The sequence below is a fragment of the Sphingomonas sp. Leaf23 genome (assembly GCF_001421585.1).
Lineage (GTDB): Bacteria > Pseudomonadota > Alphaproteobacteria > Sphingomonadales > Sphingomonadaceae > Sphingomonas.
In genome coordinates, this window is record NZ_LMKR01000002.1 from 883,475 (window position 1) to 901,627 (window position 18,153).

Sequence of the window (18,153 nt, forward strand, 5' to 3'; positions counted from 1 at the left end):
CGGCAAACGCCCGCGAACAATCCGCCCGTCGCAGGGTGCGACGACCGGGGCGAAAGTCCGTGAGGGGCATGGTCGCCATGCGGAGCCGTGCAGTGAGCAGCGGTCGCTTCATGGCCGGCCCGACGTGCCTCGGCACGCACGGGCGGAATAACACATTCCCCGTCTCGGCAGGACATTAAGCGGGAAACCCGCACCTGCTGTCTCGGACGGACGTCACACACAGGACGAATCCCCATGCGACGGCTGGCCGCGCGCTTACGCGGGTGGCCGAGGGGAGTCAAGCGTGCGAACCGGCTTGACCTTGGCCGTGCACGCTTCATTAGTCAGATAAATCTGGAGGGACCATGCCGCGCACGACGTTGGAAATCTGTATCGACAGTGCCGCCGGGGCCGATGCGGCGATCACAGGCGGCGCGGATCGGATCGAACTGTGCGGGGCGCTGTCGGTCGGCGGGTTGACGCCGCCGCCGGGACTGGTGGCGCTGGTGGTCGAGCGGGCGCGGGCGGCGGGCGTACGTGTCCATGCGATGGTCCGGCCGCGCGCGGGGGATTTTGCCTATGACGCACCCGAACTGGACACCGCCATCGCCGATGCCCGCGCACTAATCGCGGCCGGGGTCGATGGCCTCGTCTTCGGGGCGGTGCGGGACGGCGCGATCGATGGCGAGGCGACGGCACGGTGGCTGGCGGCGGTGCGGGGCCTGCGCGCCGATATCGACCTGACGCTGCACCGTGCGGTCGACCTGCTGGTCGATCCGGTCGCGGTGGTCGAACCGGCGGTGGCGCTGGGGTTCCACCGCATCCTGACCTCGGGCGGGGCCACCCGCGCGGTCGATGGGGTCGGGGTGATCCGGGCGATGCATGAACGGGCGGCGGGGCGGATCGTGGTGATGCCAGGATCGGGCGTCCGTCCCGAGAATACCGCGGCCTTGCTGGCGCAGACCGGGGCGGGGGAAATCCATGCCTCGGCCAGCGTGGCCGTGGTGCAGGACGATCCGCGCGTGATCGCGCTGGGCTTTGCCGGGCCGGGCCTCGCGCGAACCGATGCAACCGTCGTGCGCGCGCTGCGCGCCGCGATCGACGCCTGACAAGAGGGATATAGGACCATGATGCCGATCGATCGCCGGACCCTTCTTGCCGGAACTGCCGGCACGCTGGCGGCAGGTGCGCTGCCCCTGCCGGCGCACGCTGCGCGGGCCGAACCGAGCGGGCTGCTCCACGGCCTGTCGCCGCGCCCCGGCCTGCCCGAACGGCTGCCGGTCGAGGACCCGTCGCGCATCCTGCTGGCAAACGGCTGGCTGTTCCACGAAGGCGACATTGCCGCCCCGCTGCCGACGACGCATGACGAGACCTACACCAATGCCAAGGCGGGCAATGCGCGCGGCGCGGCGGCGATGGACTATGACGACACCGACTGGGCAGCGGTCAGCGTGCCGCATGACTGGGCATCGGCGCAGGGTTTTGTCGAGACGGCGAATGTCGCGCAAGGATACCGCCCGCGCGGGATCGGCTGGTATCGCCGCACGCTGCGGCTTGCGCCCGAGGATCGCGGCAGGAAGCTCGAGCTGCATTTCGGCGCGATCGCGACTGCCGCGACAATCTGGATCAACGGCAGCGTCGTAGCGCGCAATTTCTCGGGCTACAACGCGATCACCGTAGACCTGACCCCGTTCGCGCGGTTCGGCGACGAGCTGAACGTCATCGCGATCCGGGTCGATGCGACCGCGATGGAGGGGTGGTGGTATGAAGGCGCGGGCCTGTATCGCCACGTCTGGCTGGCGAAGCGGTCGCCGGTATCGATTGCGACCGATGGCGTGCATTGCGATCCGCGCCTCGGCAGCGACGGGCGCTGGCAGGTGCCGGTCACGGTCGCGCTGGAGAGCATCGCGCGGACGGCAGCGACGGCGACCGTGATGGTCGACCTGCTCGACCCCGCCGGCAAGGTGGTCGGCAGCGCGCGGGGGCAGGCGGAATTGTCGCCGCTAGGCGAGGGGCAGGTGGCGCTGTCGCTCCCCGTCGCCGATCCGCAGCGCTGGTCGATCGAGACGCCGACGCTCTACACCGTCCGCGTCGCCACCGATGCGCCGGGCGGGGGCGACGAACGCCGCATCGCCATCGGGTTCCGCACGATACGCTTCGATGCGCAAACCGGCTTCCTCCTCAACGAACGACCGGTAAAGCTGAAGGGCGTGTGCCTGCATCAGGACCATGCCGGGGTCGGCGTGGCGGTGCCAGACGCGCTGCTGGCGTGGCGGTTGCAACGGATGAAGGACACCGGCGTCAACGCCATCCGCTGTTCGCACAATGCGCAGGCCGACGCCTTCTACCAACTGTGTGACCGGATGGGGTTCGTCGTCATGGACGAGAACCGCATCTTCAATCCTGCGCCGGAGAATATGGCGCAACTGGAATGGCTGGTCCGCGCGCATCGCAACCATCCCAGCATCATCCTGTGGTCGGTCTTCAACGAGGAACCGATGCAGGGCACCGAAGCCGGCGTCGAGATGGTCCGGCGGATGGCCGCCCATGTCCACGCGCTGGACGACAGCCGCCCGGTGACGGCGGCGATGAACGGCAGCTTCTACGATCCCCAGAACGTGTCGAGCGTCGTCGATGTGATGGGGTTCAATTACTATCAGGGCGATTACGACAAGTTCCACGCGCTGAACCCGGGCAAGCCCAGCACGTCGTCGGAGGATACCAGCGCGTTCATGACGCGCGGGGCCTATGCGACCGACAAGGCGGCGCATGTGATGTCGTCGATGGATACCGAGGCGGCGCCGTGGGGTGCCACCCACCGGAACGCCTGGGCCGAGATCGCGAAGCGCCGCTTCATCGCGGGCGGGTTCGTGTGGACCGGGTTCGATTATCATGGCGAGCCGACGCCGTTCACCTGGCCGACCATCGCCAGCTTCTTCGGCATCCTCGACCTGTGCGGATTCCCCAAGACCGCCTATGATATTCACCGCGCGCACTGGATCGATAGCGAGCCGGTGGTCGGCATTGCGCCGCACTGGACGTGGCCGGGCAAGGAGGGGCAACCGGTCGAGTTGCTCGTCACCAGCAACGCCGAGCGGGTCCGCGTCGTGCTGAACGGGCGAATGGTCGGCGAACAGGCGGTCGACCGGATCATGGGCAACGCGTTCACCGTCCCCTATGCGCCGGGCAAGCTGGAGGCGATCGCGTTGAAGGGTGGGCGAGAGGTCGCGCGCGCGGTGCATGAAACGGCGGGACCCGCGGTCGCGCTGCGGCTGACCCCGGCGCGTACCGCAATGCTGGGCGATGGCGAGGATGTCGTGCCGGTGACGATCGATGCGGTCGATGCGAAGGGGCGGCACGTTCCGACCGCAAACCGCATGACCCGCTTCACGGTCGACGGCGCGACGCTGATCGGGGTCGGCAATGGCGATCCCAACAGCCATGAGAGCGAGAAGGCCCCTGCGCGGTCGCTGTTCAACGGCCTCGCGCAGATGATCGTGCAGGCGGGCGAGGGGCGCGGCAAGGTGACGATCGCGGCAAGCGCCGAGGGCCTGCGCCCGGCGCGACTGGTGATCGACCGGGTGGCGGCCACGCCGCGCGCGCAGGTTGCGGTGACGCCACCGGGCGCGTTCATCCTCGGCTGGCGACGGTCGAAATCGTTCGCGACCGCGCCCGATCCGGGCCTGACGCCGCCGGTCAACGACAATAACAGCTGGGACTTCACCCGCAGCGGCAGCGCCGCCGCGCCCGAAGCCGGGCCGTCGTTCCGCCTGTACCGCGCCACGCTGCCCGAACGGCGGCGGGTGATGGCGGAGGGCGGCATGGTCAGCTTTGCGCAGGTCGAGGGGCGGGCGAGCGTCTATATCGACGGTCGGCAGGCCGGAGCGAAGACCGACCCCGACGCCGGGCCGCTGGTGGTGCCGGTGCCCGCCGGGGCTAAGGTGGTGGCGGTGCTGATCGAGGCGGTACCGGGCGCGCGGTCGGGGATTACCGGGGCGGTTCGGCTGGCGCCGAAGGGGTAGGGGGCGACATCCCCTTACCCCTCCCCCCGTTCGGCTCGAACCTGCGCTCGAAGCAAACGGGGGGAGCTAGCTGCCCTATCGGAACGCGCCGATTTCCGCGACGGCGATCGCCGGGGCAGGCACCGCCGGCTGCGGGAAGGCGAAGCGCAGATAGCGGGCCGAGCGCGCGGCGGTGAACGGCAGGCGCTGGGTCGCGCGGGCATAGTTGATGTTGGGGAATTCGCCTTCGCCACCCGGCTTCCACGTCTTGCCGTCGACGCTGGTTTCCACGCGATATTTCATCGGCGGCGCGGCGTTCGGGTCGATGTGCCGCGTCGGGGTCAGGGTGAAGCCGGCGAGCTTTTCCGCGCGACCCATGTCGATGGTCAGCGACGCGGGCGCGGGGCTGGTCCACGCGGTGCGCGGGGATGCGTCGAGCAGGGCTTCGCCGCCGGGAGCGCTGGCGGCGGTCACCTTCCACCCTGCACGGTCGACGATGCTCGGATCGCTGACCTTCAGCGGCGGCAGGTCGATGGGGGCGACCGAGCGGAACAGCGCGAATTCGCGGATCGCCGGGCCGGCTTCGGCGGCGACGGTGCGGAAGCGGACGCGGCGCGGCGCGATCGGGGCGGGGAGGCGCACGAGGCGCTGCGGGCCGACCATGTCCTTTTCGGCGACCGTGGTCCACTGGTCGCCGCCGTCCGATACGTCGATGGCGAAGCGGGTGACACGGAGACCCAGCGGCAGCCATTCCTGCAACCGTACCGTGTCGAAGCTGCGGCCCGGCGGCAGGTCGAGGATGATGCTCGCATCCTTCGCATCCGCCGGGGCGAGCCAGAAGGTGTCGAGATTGCCGTCGTTGACGTTGCGGGCGGTGCTGCCGGTGTCGGCGCTGGCGGTGACGACCGCGCCGGCCGCCAGATCGTTGGCGAAGGTTGCGCGCAGGGCGTTGCCGAAGGCGGTCAGGCTGGCGACGTCGCGGTCGTGGATGCGGCCGCGGCGGTCGGGGGGCAGGTTGAGGTGGAAGGTCGTGCCATGGCCGACCGACTGATCGTACATCTCCATGATTTTGCTGGGGTTTTTAACCTGGGCGTCCTCGTCGGCGTGGTAGAACCAGCCCGGCCGGATCGAGACGTTGGTCTCCGCCGGCCACCACAGCGGCGCACCGCGCACGCCGGTGTTACCTTCGGCCTGGTCATAGGGGTGGTTCGGCATGGTCGGCCAGCAGGGGTCGGCGGCATGGCCGTCCTCGTTGCCGACCCAGCGAATGTCGGCACCCAGGGGATCGAAGGTGCAGGCATCGGGTTGCAGCTGGTGGACCAGCGCGATGATCGACGGCCAGTTATAATATTGAACCGCATCGATTTTCCGCGTCTCGCGCGCGCCGCCATAATAGCCGTCGCCACCGTTCGCTCCGTCGAACCACACCTCGAACAGCTTGCCATAGCGGGTGCACAATTCGGTAAGCTGCGCGCGGTAATAGGTGATGTAGCTGGGCGCGCCATAGTCCGCGCGATTGCGGTCCCAGGGTGACAGATACACGCCGAAGTTGATCCCGCCGCGCCGGCATGCCGCCTCCAGTTCGCCGACAATGTCGCCTTTGCCCCCTTTATAGGGCGAATTGCGGATGCAATGTTCGGTCAGCATCGTCGGCCACAGGCAGAAGCCGTCATGATGCTTGGCGGTCAGGATCAGGCCGGTAAGGCCGCCGGCCTTTGCCGCCGCGACGATCTGGTCGGGGTCGAAATCGGTCGGGTTGAACAGCTTGGGGTCTTCGTCGCCGTACCCCCATTCCTTGTCGGTGAAGGTGTTGATCGAGAAATGGATGAAGCCGTACTGACGATGGTCATGCCATTTCAGCTGGCGCGGCGAGGGCGTCGCCCCCCATGGTGCGGGCAGCGCGGTCGGGGCCGGGGTGATCGCGGCGCGCGGGGCGCAGGCGGCGGCACCGGCGATCAGGCTGCTGCCCATCAGGCTGCGGCGGGAAAGGGTCATTGCGATACTCCGGGTGCGTTTGATTCGGGAGACAGGGGTTCGGGGATCAGCCAGGCCTGCGCGATCTGATGACCGCGCCCGCCGCCGCCGATGCCGGCGGGGCGATGCCATTCGAGGGTCAGCGTACCGCTGGCAGTGAGGCTCTGCGGAATGGCGGTCTCGACCGTATCGCGGTCGCCGCTGCGCGGGCGGAAGGGGTGGAGTTCGACACCGTTACCGGTCAGTCGCATCGGCAACGCGTAATCCTCGCCCGCCCAGCGCGCGACCAGGCGGTAGCGGCGGTTCCGCTCCAGCCCCGTATAGCGCAGCCGCACCGGGGTTTCGTATAGCCCCTCGGCATAGCTCAGGTCCGCCATGCGCCAGCCCTGATCGGGCACATGATCGGCGACGCCGTCGATCGCGCTGTCCAGCGATTGCGGATCGGCGTCGAAGCCGGCCCCACGCACCAGATGCGGTTCGGCGGTCGGGTCGCCCAGATCGTCGTACAGCGCCATGTCGCGGGTGCGCCACGGATCGCCGATCACGGCCAGTCGGGCGGCGGCGTCGGGATGGGGCAGCGCGTCGGCAATGTCGGCCTCGACGGCGGTGCGGTCGTTCAGCTGGATGTCGGCGCGGTCGAGGTTCGCGCCGCGTTCCCAGTTCGATGCGCCATGGCGCGGCACCGACAGCTGCATCCGCGCCCGCGTCCACAGCCGGTCGGCAAGCGTGGTCAGGTCGGTGCGCAGCGACGCGACGATCGCCGGTTCGGGGCGGGCATAGGCAAAGCGCGCGGCGACGGCGGCGGCCTCCGCACCGGTCGCGGGCGCCTGTCGCAGCGTGTAGAGCGCCTCGGCCTGCGTGGCCTTGGCCGCGATCAGGCGATGGCGGACCAGCGCGTCATAGGTCGCGCGGTAGCGATAGAGGTCGATCCGCCAGTCGGCCCAGCGCGCCGGGCGGATGCCGTTCACCAGCGCCAGTGTCGCATCAATCCCGGCATTGGCCGACGGATCGCCGCGCCAATTACCCTCCAGCGCGGCCGGCACGGCGGCAAAGGCCCGGTCGCCGACGAACATCCGGGCATAGTCGTCGGCGATGTCGGCCAAGGGCGTGGCCGGGTTCCAGCCGAGGCGGAACCACTGGGTCACGTTCCAGTCGTCGTTCACGCCCTCGCTATAGGTTACGAAGCCGCGCGTGGCCGGGGCGAGGTATGCGAAGATGCGCTGGGTCGCGGCGGGGCGGGGGTTCACCGGCTCGCGCCCTTGCGTCAGTGCGAACGCCGGGTGCCAGTCGGGGATCGGGAATTGCGCGTGCATCGTGTGCGCGGTGTCGGGATAGGTTTCGATCGGGTAGCGGCCGGCGATGCGGCGGCGATGCTCGGCGATGCTGTCGCGCGTCTGCGGGCCGACGAAGATCGCGGTCAGCCAGCGCGGGTTCCGGGCCAGTTGCGCGTGGAAGGCGTCGAGGTCGGCGGCGTCGAACCCCTGGGTCGACAGCAGCACTTCCGCCTTCGCGAAACGCTGTCGCAGGGCCGCCGCGATGCGCTCCGCGACCGGGAACAGTCGGTCGGGCGCGGTATGGCCGGGATCGCCGCCGGGGATGTAGAGCGCGTCGAGCGCGGGAAGCTTCGCGGCCAGCGTGGTGAAGTCGGCGACTTCGGCATCGGCGCTGCCGGGCTTTTCATAGTCGCGCAGCAGCGGATAGAAGAGCGCGACGTCGATCCCCAGCCGGTGCGTCGCCTGCGCGATCGCGATCAGCGTTTCGGTGGCGGGCAGGGGTGAGAGCGGCGAGGTGGCGGCATCGTCCGACACGGGTGCCACGAACTGGATGCGGTTGCCGCCCAGCAGCGCGAAATCCTCGATCCGGCGCGTCAGCATGGGCAGGTCCCAGGCGTCATAGCTGTTGTTCTTGGCGCGGTAGCCGATCTGGGTCCCGCGGATCGCCATCGCCGGGGCTTCGGTGACATGGGCCGGGGCGGTGAGGGTGAGGTTGTCGAGGTGGCGCAGCAGGTAGCCGGCGGCGAACAGGCGCGCGCGGGTGGTCGCGGCGCGGATGGTGATGGTGCGGGCGGTGGTGTCGATCGCGAAGGCTTCGGGGGCAAGGCGGGCGGGGGTGAAGCGGATGGTGACCGCTGCCCCCCCGTCATTCCGGCGAAGGCCGGAATCCATTGTGTCGGGCGTTTTCGGCTCCGTCGCTGCCGTCTCCCCATCCGTGGATCCCGGCTTTCGCCGGGATGACGGAGGAGAGGGACACGCCGCCCCCCGCTCTGCCAGCCGTTCGCGCAGCACCTGCGCCGCCGGGTCGCTCCCGACGACGCACGCGGCATCCAGCGGCACCACGACCGGCGCGGCGGTGGCGAGGAGCGCGGCGAGGATCACCGCCTGCCCGGCCGATCCCCAGGCGCACGACCGAACGCCTTGTTCGGGGTCGCCGCCATCTCGAACACCAGCCGCCCGCCCTTGACCAGATCGGCGTGCGCGATCCAGCTCTTGGTCCACGGACGCCCGTTCCACGTCACGCTGCGGACATAGGGGCGGTCGGGGGCATTGCCGCGTGCCTCGACCACCAGCGTGCGACCACCACCGACCTGCACCGTCGCCCGGTCGAACAGGGGGGAGCCCAGCACATAGGTCGCGCTGACCGGATCGACGGGATAGAAGCCGAGCGCGGAGAGCAGGTACCACGCGCTCATCTGTCCGCAGTCGTCGTTGCCGATGATGCCGTCGGGGCGGTCGTGGTACATTTCGGTCAGCAGCCGGCGGACCATCGCCTGCGTCTTATACGGCGCACCGCAATAGGCATAGAGATAGGCGACGTGGTGGCTGGGTTCGTTGCCGTGGGCATATTGCCCGACCAGCCCGGAAATGTCGGGCGGCGCGTCGGCTGGCAGTTCGGAGGAAGCGTTGAACAGGCCGTCCAGCTTCGCTTCGAACGCGGCATCGCCGCCCATCGCCGCGATCAGGCCGGGGACGTCGTGCTGGTTGAGGAACGTCGCCTGCCAGCTGTTGCTCTCGGTATAGTCGCGCCACTTCTTCGAATGGCCGATGCCGTTCGGGGCAAAGGGTTCGGCCCAGCTGCCATCGGCGAGCCGCGCGCGCGCGAAGGTCAGTTTGGTATCGAACACGTTGCGCCAGTTGCCGGACCGCTTGCGCAACCGTGCGGCCCCGGCGGCATCGCCCGCGGCATCGGCGATGAACGCGCCGGCATAGTCGTCATACGCGAATTCCAGCGTCTTCGACACGCTTTCGAAGATGTGGTCGGCAGGCGCATAGCCCAGCTCGTCATAGGCCTGCACGCCGATGCTGTTGTCGAGGTTCGGCGTGGTCCAGTCGAACGACCGCTTCTTCACGCCCCCCCATGCGGCGGCATAGTCGGCGGCGACGCCCTTCGCCCGTGCCTCGGCCATCACCGGCACCGCGTGCCAGCCGATCATGCAGCCGGTTTCCACGCCCTGCAGCGGCCAGACGGGCGGGCCGAACGGGCTTTGCTGCGTCTGGCGGATCAGGTCGCGGGTGAATTGTTGCGTGCGCGCGGGGCGGATCAGCGTCTGCAAGGGATGGAAGGCGCGGTAGGTGTCCCACAGCGAATAGGCGCTGTACGCCGCCTCGCCACGCGGCACGGTGTGGGTCTGGCGATCGAGGCCGATATAGCGGCCGTCGACGTCGGAGAAGAGCGTCGGGCCGATCGAGGCGTGATAGAGCGCCGATGCGGCGACGGTGCGCTGCGCTTCGGTGCCGCCGTCGAAGCGGATCAGGTCGAGCTCGCGCGCCCATGCCGAACGCGCGGCGCGGACATAGCGGTCGAAATCCCAATGCTTCGCTTCGGCGGCCAGATTGGCCTTGGCACCGTTCAGGTCGACCGCCGAGATGCCGGTGCGGATCATGATCGGCGCGGCGCCGGCGTCGTTATAGTGCAGGACCGCCTTGACCCGCTTGCCCGCAACGCCCTTCGTGCCGGCCGGCGCGTCGCTGTCGCCGAAGAACTCGATCCGGTCGGGTCTGCGCGACAGCTGCATCGCGAAGAAGATCCGCCGCCCCTTGGCCCAGCGGAAAACGCGGCGGGTGCCGGTCAGCGTGCCGTCGGCCTCCAGCGTCAGCGCGGCGTCGTCGATATAGGGCGACTGGTTCGGCCCCTCCATGACGAGGTGCGACATGTCGATCAGGATGTGCGCCCGCCCGGCGGGAAAGCGGTGGCGCTGGATACCGGTACGCTCGGTCACGGTCAGTTCGGAGCGGACCCCGCTTTCGAGCGTGACGGCGTAATAGCCGGGATCGGCGACCTCTTGCCCGTAGCGCTGGCGATAGCCCTTGTCGGGGTCCTCCAGCGGGCCGCCGTCGAGGAGCACGGGACCGCGCGTCGGCACGACCAGCACGTCGAGCATGTCGCCGATGCCGGTGCCCGACAGGTGCGTATGGCTGAACCCCAGGATCGAGCTGTCGCCCTTGTGATAGCCCGAACAGGTTGCCCAGCGCGCGGTGTCGGTGTCGGGGGACAGCTGCACCATCCCGAACGGCATGGTCGCGCCGGGAAAGGTGTGGCCGTCGCCGCCGGTGCCGACGAACAGGTCGGGGCGGGTCACAGGCGGGGTGACGGTCGTCGCCGGCAGGGCGGTCGCGACCGCGAGGCCGGCGCTGCTGCCGAGCAGGGCGCGGCGGGAGAGCATGGTCATTTCGGCAACTCCTGCGTGCCCGTGATGGTGAACGCGATTTCCTGACCGGGCGTGTCGCCCGGCTGGCCGCCGCCCACGAACAGGCGATAGCTGCCGGGCCGCACCGCGCGGGTGCCGTCGAGCGACACTGTGCTGAGCAGGCGCGGGTCGAGGGTGAAGGTCACCGTCTTGCCCTGACCCGGCTTCAGCGCGACCCGCTGGAAGGCGACGAGGCTGTGGCGCAGCACGGGATCGTTCCATGCGCCGACCTTGTTCACGTCGGCGGGCGCGATCAGATAGGCCTGTGCGACTTCTTCACCGGCCCGTGTTCCCGTGTTGGTGACGCGGGCGGTGACGTTCAGCGGCTGGCCGGCGGTCAGCGTCGTCGGCGCCTTCGCATCGCCATAGGCATAGCGGGTGTAGCTCAGCCCATGGCCGAAGCCCCAGAGCGGCTGTCCGTCGAAATAGCGATAGGTGCGGCCCTTCATGTTGTAGTCGACAAAGGCGGGCAGGTCGCTGGTCTTGGCGTAGAAGGTCACCGGCAGGCGACCCGATGGATTGGTCGTGCCGTCGAGCAGATCGGCGATGGCCGTGCCGCCGACCTCGCCGGGATACCAGCCGGCGACGATCGCGTCGGCATGTTGCTTTGCCCATTCCATCGCGACCGCGCTGCCCGAAAGCAGCACGACGACCAGCGGCTTGCCCGATGCCTTGACCGCTTCGAGCAACTGCTGCTGTGCGGCCGGCAGGGCGATATCGGTGCGGTCGCCGCCCGAGAAGCCGGCGACTTCGAGGCGCAGCGCCTCACCCTCCACGGCGGGGGACAGGCCGACGAATGCGACGACCGCATCGGCGGCGCGGGCGGCGGCGACCGCCTGCGCGCGCTGCGGATCGGCGGGGGCGATCCAGGTCAGGCGGATGCTGTCGTCGGTGCTGGCATGGGTGAGGTCGAGGCGGAAGGATTTGGGGCTGGCGTCGGCGAAGTCGAGTACTGCCTCCATCCGCTCCGACTTGCTGTCGTTGGCCGCTCCCTCGACGGCGGCGGTGCCGGTGGCGCTCAGCACGTCCTTGCCATCGACCCACAGCTTCACCGCGTCGCGGCCCGAACATTTGTCCCAGCAACGGTTGATGTCGATGCGCAGCGTGTAGCGGCCCGGCCCCGGCGGGGTCAGCGTGCCGGTCCAGCGGACGCCGTAGCGGTTCACGGGCAGGTTCGCCGCCGGGCTGGTGCGCGCCCAGTTGAAATCGATGATGCGGTCGGTGCGGGTGACGACGGGCGTGCCGGTCATCGCCGGATCGGCGAAGAACTCGGTCTTCAGCCCCGCGCCGAACGCGGTCTGGGGCACGGGCAGGGGGACGCCCTCTGCCAGCGTCGCCCCTTGCGCATAGGTCACGGCGAAGCGGTTGGTGAGCCCTTTCAGCGGGGTTACCGGGTCGGCGGCGGTGCCGTTGTAGTTTGCCTCCAGCACGTCGAGGCTGTCGGCATTGGGGCCGACGACCGCGATCCGGGCACCGCGTTTCAGCGGCAGGACGCCATTGTTCTGGAGCAGGACCAGCGACTTGGCGGCGACCTCCAGTGCCAGCGCGCGGTTGGCGGGGGTGTGGAGCGCGCTGGCGGGGATGCTGTCCCAGCGGCTCTTCGCGCCGAACGCGTCGCCCAGCCGCTTGCGCGCTTCGAAGGTGCGGGTGAGTGCGCGGTCGACCACGGCCTGCGTGGTCAGGCCGCGTTCCAGCGCGCGGGGCAGCGCGGCGTAGGCCGAGCCGCAGTTGAGATCCATCCCGGCATTGATTGCCGCAGCGGAGCCAGCGGCGTTGTCGAGCGCATAGCGCTGATAATGGGCGATGTTACCGATCGCGTCGCAGTCCGACACGACCAGCCCGTTCCAGCCCCAGTCGCGGCGGATGCGGTCGTTTAGGAGCCAGCCGGCGGCACAGACTGGTACGCCGTGGACGCCGTTATAGGCGCACATCACCGATTGCGCCTTCCCCTCGGTCAGCGCGCGGCGGAAGGCGGGGAGGTAGGTCGCCTCCATGTCATAGGGCGCGGTCTGCACGCTGAACGCGTCGCGACCCGCCTCCGGCCCGCTATGCGCGACCAGATGCTTGGGCGTGGCGATGACGCGGGGTTGCAGCGGGTCCGGTCCCTGAAGCCCGCGCACATAGCCGACCGCCAGCGCGCCGGTCAGCACCGGGTCCTCGCCATAGGTTTCCATGCCGCGGCCCCAGCGGGGGTCGCGGAAGATGTTGATGTTGGGCGACCAGATGGTCAGCCCTTCGTAGCGCCGCCGGTTCCTGCCCGGCAGCGCGTTGTATTTTGCGCGCGCCTCGGTCGAGACGACGGTGCCGATCCGCTCCATCAGCGGCGCGTCCCAGGTCGCCGCCAGCCCGATCGCCTGCGGAAAGACGGTGGCGACGCCGTTGCGCGCGAGGCCGTGCAGCGCTTCGTTCCAATAGTCATAGGCGGGCAGCACCTCGCCCTGCGCCGGGGCGGTGCTTTGCAGCTGCGCCGCCTTTTCCGCCGGCGTCATCGCCGCGATGGTCGCGGCGATCTGCGGGTCCGGCTCGGCAGCGCCAGCCAGCAGGGCGAGAAGCATGCTCATTTGGCGGCCCCCAGCGTTTGCAGGCGCAGCGCCTTCTTCAGCGCACCGGCCGATGCCTTGCCCTCGATCGTTACCGTGACGCTTTCGCCCGGCAGCAGGTCGAGGAAATTGTCCGACGCCTGCACGTCCAAGGTGCCGAAGCCGATCCACAGCGCACGGGCCAGCCGCTGCGTGGTGATGGTCAGCGCCGGCTTGCCATTGACCGTCGACCAGCGGCTGGTGAGGCCCGGATCGGGCAGCGTCATCGCCTTTTCCGGCAATGCCGTCACCAGTGCGCGCGACGCGACCGCGCCGTCGACGACCAGTTCGACCACGGTCACGCTGCGCTTCGGATTGGCACCCTTGAACAGGTCGACATCGGTCAGCGTCGCGACCTTGGTCGCCGACAGCGCGGGCAGCTGGATCGCGGCTTCATGCGCCATCGTCACCTTGCCATCGACGTCCATCGTCCGCATCCGCCACAGGGCGGTGACCGGAACGGTGCGGTCGGAGATCAGGGTGATGTCGGTCGGCCCGTCCGCCTTGCGTGCAGCGGATACAGCGAGCGGGGCGTAGAAGCGGCGGGCGGCGAAGTGCAGCGCCTTCCACCGGCCATAATAGTCGATGCTCGACCACGACGCGCCGGGCCACACATCGTTCAACTGCCAGTAGAGCGAGCCGCTGGTGACCGGGCGGCAGGCGCGGTGGTGCAGCGCGCCGAGCTGGATACCGTCGGCCTGCATGACCTGCGACAGATACACGAAGTCGGCGAAATCGCGCGGCTCGCGGTAGCGCAGGCGGATATAGTCGAGCAGCCGCTGTTGGCCGGCACCCTTCAGGAATTTCTGGTGCGCGGTCATCACCGGGAAATCGACCGCATAGTCGGCGGGCTTCGCGAATTTCGCGAGGGTCGCCATGTCGGGCATCGCTTGCAGCCCGTATTCCGACATGAAGCGCGGGCAGCTGTCGAGATAGGCGGTGGCGGGCTTCTTGCCGCCCCACACGTCCCAGTAATGGCGGTCGCCATTGCCGTCCTGGTCGGGCTTGCCCTCGTAATTGGCGCTGGGCGATCCGGGCCAATAGGGGACGTCGGCATCACGGGCGGAGGCGGCGTCGCGCAGCACGCGGTCGAACAGGATCGCCATGCCGACCCCGATACGCTCCTGCTCGTCGGCACCGACGCGCTTCTTGAAGGCGGTGCGGTCGCTCCAGCCCTCCCAGCCCGACAGCACTTCGTTATTGCCCGACCACAGCACGATCGAGGGATGCGCCTGCACCCGGTCGACCTGTTCCTCGGCCTCGACCTTCACGGTTTCGCGATAGTCGGGGTCATAGGGGGTGATCGCGCCGCCGAACATGAAGTCGGACCAGATCATCAGGCCCAGCCGGTCGGCAGTGTCGAAGAAGCTGTCGGGCAAATACATGCCGCCGCCCCAGATGCGGATCATGTTCATGTTCGCGGCCTGCGCGTCGCCCATGATCTTTGCCATATAGGCGTCGGTGACGCGCGGGCCGAAGCTGTCGAACGGGATCAGGTTCGCGCCCTTGGCGAACACAGGAATCCCGTTGATCTTGAACAGGAAGCCGCGCCCGATCGCGTCCTTGGTCCGGACCAGTTCGACGGTGCGGATGCCGGTCGCGCGCTGCTGCGTATCCACCAGTTCGCCGCCCAGCCGGGTTTCGGTCGCGACGGTGTAGAGCGGCTGCGCGCCATAGCCGGCGGGGTACCAGAGCTGCGGATTGGCGATGGCAACCGGCACGCTCACCCGGTTTTCGCCGGCCATGACCGCGACGGTGCGGGTGGCGCGGACCTTGGTCCCGTCGGGGGCGGTGACGATCGCGTCGACCTGTACCGTCGCGGCGCGGTCGGCGATCAGGGTCACGTCGGCGGACAGGCGCGCCTCGGCCGGGGTTACCGCCTCCTGCTGGACACGCAGGGTATCAATGCGCACGTCATCCCACGCATCGACCTTTACCGCGCCATTGGGACCGACATTGAGGATGCGGGGACCCCAGTCCCAGCCGTAATGATATTTGGGCTTGCGGATATAGGGCGAGGTCTGCCGCGCCTCCGGCTCGTCGCCCGCGGTCGAATCATATTCGCCGGGCAGCGGGTTTTCGAGTTTCGCGACCATCGGCTTCAGCACGCCCAAGGGCGATTTGAAGGCGATGCGGATGTCATTCGCGCCAGCCTTCAGCAGCGGCTTCGCATCCGCGCGCCAGCGGCGGTGCGCATTGTCGGCGGCGAGCAGCTTCTGGCCGTTGACGAACACCTCGGCAAAGGTGTCAAGCCCGTCGAACACCAGATCGACATGCCCGCGCGCGAGCAGCGCGGGGGAGGCGTTCAGCGTGCCCTTATAGTCCCAGTCGCTGCGCCCGACCCACTGGATGGTCGCTTCATTGAGGCCGATGAACGGGTCGGGCGTGACCTTGGCTGCGATCAGGTCGGTCTGCACCGTGCCCGGCACCTTGGCCGGCAACCAGCGCGCGGCCTTGGGATGGTCCTCGGCCGCCGTGTCACCGGGGGCGAGCCGCACCTGCCACCCCTTGTCGAGCGTCACCGTCTCGCGCGGCGCGGCCCACAAGGCGGCTGGGGCAGCGGCGAGCAGCAGGAACAGGGCAGGCTTCTTCACTTCGCGTCTTCCAGTTGCAGCGTGTCGACGGTGTAGAACGGGTCGGATAGCGGGGAGGTGAATTGCAGGCAGACGTCCGCATCGCCGGGCTGTTTCGCGAACGTCCCCTTGAACGTGAACCGGTTGGGCGCGGTGTTCGGATCGGGCAGCGGGAAGGTCGCGGCGATGGTGCCGTCACAGCCACCGGTGCGCATCACCAGCTCGCCATGCTGCGTCACCGCGAAATGTTCGCGCAGCGCGGTATAGTCGTGTGCGAGGCCGTAATGGCGCGGCAGGCGGGCGACGGTGACGGTGAACGCCTGCGCGACATCCAATGGCATTTTCGGCGCCTGGGTGCAGGTGTCGAAGATGTTGACGTTGTACGCCGGGGCATCGCCCGACTGACCCGACACCAGCGGCACGCGCAGGCCCAGCGCGCCGTTGGGACAGGCCACCATGTCCGCCGTGCCGGTCGCGCGCAGCAGTGCGGGCCGCGTCGCGTCGAACGCGCGCGGTTTGGCGAGGGCATGGCCGTCCTTCGCGAAAGCGGCGGCAGTGATCGTCTGCCCCGGCTTCAGCGCGATCGGCGCGGCATAGCTGCGCGACCGGGCGGTCGGCTGGCTGCCGTCGGTGGTGTAGCGGATCGTGCCCGCGCCGGTCTGCGTCGTCAGCGCCAGTTTGGGCGACTTGCCGCGCAGCACGTCGCCCTTGGAACCGTCGAGCGCATAAGTGACCGCGAACGCCGCATCGGCCGCCGCGATCCCCTGTCGTTCATAGCGCAGCATCTGCGGCGGGAGGCGGTCGACGAAGCCCTTCCAGTCGCGCTTGTCGCGCGGGCTCCAGGTGAATTCGGCGATGGCGGACAGGCGCGGGAAGGTGGCGTGTTCCTTCTGCTTGGCCGTCGCCAGATATTCGGACCACGCATTGCCCTGGGCCCCCAGCACATGCGCGGCGGCCTCTGCCGTCACGCCGGGACGGACGGGCTCATAGCCATAGATCATTTCCAGCGTCTGCAGCCCGATGCGGCCGGGCGGTTCGTCGCCGGCGGTCGACTGGATATTGTCGAGATACAGGTTGGGGGCGGGCGACATGACGACGTCATGGCCCTTGTTCGCCGCCTCGACCGCGCCTGCCTCGCCGCGCCATGACATGACGGTCGCGCTGGTCGGGACGTCACCTTCGAGGATTTCGTCCCAGCCGATCAGGCGGCGGCCCTTGCTCGCCAGATGCTTGCCGAGTTCGGAGATCATCCAGCCCTGCATCTGGTTCTCGGTCTTGAGGCCCAGCGCCTTCATCTGCGCCTGCACCTCGGGCGAGCGCTGCCACTGGTCCTTTACCGCCTCGTCGCCGCCGACATGGATGAACTGGCCGGGGAAGATGTCGATCAGCTCGTCGAGCACGTTCTTGATGAAGGTCATGCTGCGGGGTGAGGGCGAGAAGAGCCATGGATTGACGCCCCAGTCATGGCCGACCGGCGGGCGGTCGCCCAGCACGCCGACCTCTTCCGGATAGGCCGCGACCGCCGCCTGCGCATGGCCGGGCATGTCGATTTCGGGGACGATGGTGATGCCGCGTTCCGCCGCATAGGCGACCAGCTTGCGTAGTTCGTCCTGCGTGTAGAAGCCGCCGACCTTCGGCCCCGGAGCGCCACCGGCGACCGGAGGCTCGCGGAAGCCGCCGATCTCGGTCAGCTTCGGGTAGCGCTTGATCTCGACGCGCCATCCTTGGTCATCCGACAGGTGCATGTGCAGCGTGTTCAGCTTCTGCGCGGCCATGGTGTCGATGACCGGATAGAGCGTGTCGATCGGCTGGAACGAGCGGGTCACGTCGACCATCAGCCCGCGCCAGCGGAAGCGCGGGGCGTCGTCGATCGTGGTCGCGGCGACGCGCACCGGCTTGCCAAACGCGGTGTCGGGGCTGAGCAGCTGGGCGAGCGTCATCGCGCCCCAGATCAGGCCCCGGTCGCCACTGGCGGCGATGGTGATGCCTTGGGGCGTGACCGTCAGGCGGTACGCTTCGTCGCCGGTGATTGCGGCATCGCGCACGAAACGGATGTTGCCGGTAGCGCCGGGGGTCAAGGTCAGCCCGCGATCGACCTTCACCCGATCGGCCAGCAGGCGCGCGGCGGTCGCGGCACCCTTGTCGGCTGCGGGGGCGACGATGCCGGCCCCGTTCGCGATGGTGATCGATCCGCTGGCCGGGGTCATCCGTGCGGGCAGGGGGAGGAGCGGGGCGGTCTGTGCCGCTGCCGGGGCAACGATCGCGGTGGCGGCGGCGAGGGCGGCCCAGGTCAGACGATGCTTCACGCGATACTCCCCTTGGATGGCCGGTCGATTCGACCGTACCGAAACGTCTAGCGGCCC

General features: G+C 69.0%; 8 protein-coding genes. 2 read left to right on the plus strand and 6 right to left on the minus strand.

The features are described 5' to 3' along the window. The first annotated feature begins 344 nt into the window (after positions 1-344). Both ASE67_RS07875 and galA read left to right on the plus strand, forming a co-directional pair. Entirely contained in the window at positions 345-1,088 is a 744-nt protein-coding gene (locus ASE67_RS07875) for a copper homeostasis protein CutC (RefSeq protein ID WP_055758815.1), read from the plus strand. A 21-nt stretch (positions 1,089-1,109) separates the two neighbouring features. Next, a complete protein-coding gene (gene galA, locus ASE67_RS07880; protein ID WP_055759338.1) occupies positions 1,110-4,001 on the plus strand; it encodes a beta-galactosidase GalA in 2,892 nt (963 codons plus the stop codon). A gap of 75 nt (positions 4,002-4,076) precedes the next feature. Here the strand turns inward: galA and ASE67_RS07885 are convergent, their stop codons facing one another. Genes ASE67_RS07885 through ASE67_RS07910 form a run of 6 tightly spaced genes read right to left on the minus strand, consistent with a single transcriptional unit; the run spans position 4,077 to position 18,096 of the window. After that, positions 4,077-5,975, minus strand: coding sequence for an alpha-L-fucosidase (locus ASE67_RS07885; RefSeq protein WP_055758818.1), 1,899 nt, complete (start codon positions 5,973-5,975; stop codon positions 4,077-4,079). Further along, positions 5,972-8,329, minus strand: coding sequence for a hypothetical protein (locus tag ASE67_RS07890; RefSeq protein ID WP_055758823.1), 2,358 nt, complete (start codon positions 8,327-8,329; stop codon positions 5,972-5,974). The genes ASE67_RS07885 and ASE67_RS07890 overlap by 4 nt, the downstream gene beginning before the upstream one ends. Continuing rightward, a complete protein-coding gene (locus tag ASE67_RS07895; protein WP_055758826.1) occupies positions 8,326-10,620 on the minus strand; it encodes a GH92 family glycosyl hydrolase in 2,295 nt (764 codons plus the stop codon). The genes ASE67_RS07890 and ASE67_RS07895 overlap by 4 nt, the downstream gene beginning before the upstream one ends. Next, entirely contained in the window at positions 10,617-13,199 is a 2,583-nt protein-coding gene (locus tag ASE67_RS07900; RefSeq protein WP_055758829.1) for a glycoside hydrolase family 3 C-terminal domain-containing protein, read from the minus strand. Before ASE67_RS07900 ends, ASE67_RS07895 begins: the two co-directional genes overlap by 4 nt. Further along, positions 13,196-15,811, minus strand: a complete 2,616-nt coding sequence (locus ASE67_RS07905; protein ID WP_055758831.1) for a beta-mannosidase — start codon at positions 15,809-15,811, stop codon at positions 13,196-13,198. Before ASE67_RS07905 ends, ASE67_RS07900 begins: the two co-directional genes overlap by 4 nt. Next, complete coding sequence (locus tag ASE67_RS07910) at positions 15,808-18,096, minus strand: beta-N-acetylhexosaminidase (protein ID WP_156348543.1); 2,289 nt, start codon at positions 18,094-18,096, stop codon at positions 15,808-15,810. Before ASE67_RS07910 ends, ASE67_RS07905 begins: the two co-directional genes overlap by 4 nt. Between the last annotated feature and the right edge of the window lie 57 nt (positions 18,097-18,153).

Bases quoted from the DNA above. Each gene is read 5' to 3' on its own strand.
- ASE67_RS07895 (WP_055758826.1), bottom strand. From the start codon at position 10,620: ATGACCATGCTCTCCCGCCGCGCCCTGCTCGGCAGCAGCGCCGGCCTC.
- galA (WP_055759338.1), top strand. From the start codon at position 1,110: ATGCCGATCGATCGCCGGACCCTTCTTGCCGGAACTGCCGGCACGCTG.
- ASE67_RS07885 (WP_055758818.1), bottom strand. From the start codon at position 5,975: ATGACCCTTTCCCGCCGCAGCCTGATGGGCAGCAGCCTGATCGCCGGT.
- ASE67_RS07875 (WP_055758815.1), top strand. From the start codon at position 345: ATGCCGCGCACGACGTTGGAAATCTGTATCGACAGTGCCGCCGGGGCC.
- ASE67_RS07900 (WP_055758829.1), bottom strand. From the start codon at position 13,199: ATGAGCATGCTTCTCGCCCTGCTGGCTGGCGCTGCCGAGCCGGACCCG.